The organism is Bacillus sp. JJ1127, assembly GCF_036965845.1.
GTDB lineage: Bacteria > Bacillota > Bacilli > Bacillales > Bacillaceae_G > Bacillus_A.
Genome location: NZ_JBALQK010000106.1, coordinates 43,106 through 43,322, shown reverse-complemented (window position 1 = coordinate 43,322; position 217 = coordinate 43,106).

Here is a 217-nt window from a genome sequence, read left to right as displayed (position 1 = left end):
TGTAGTTGTTTTTTCTTTTGTTTATTTAATGATTTATTACTTGGTATGGGTTTATAAGGGGGTTGGAAGGGGCTTATAAGGGGCTTCCTTTATTGCATACATAAGTTTGTCATCTGCTGAAGAACTTTTAAAATAGCACTACATGACAAAATTAGTTTTATTTTATAAGTTCATCAATTGTCACTTCTTTATCAGCGACTAAATCATAAAACCCTAT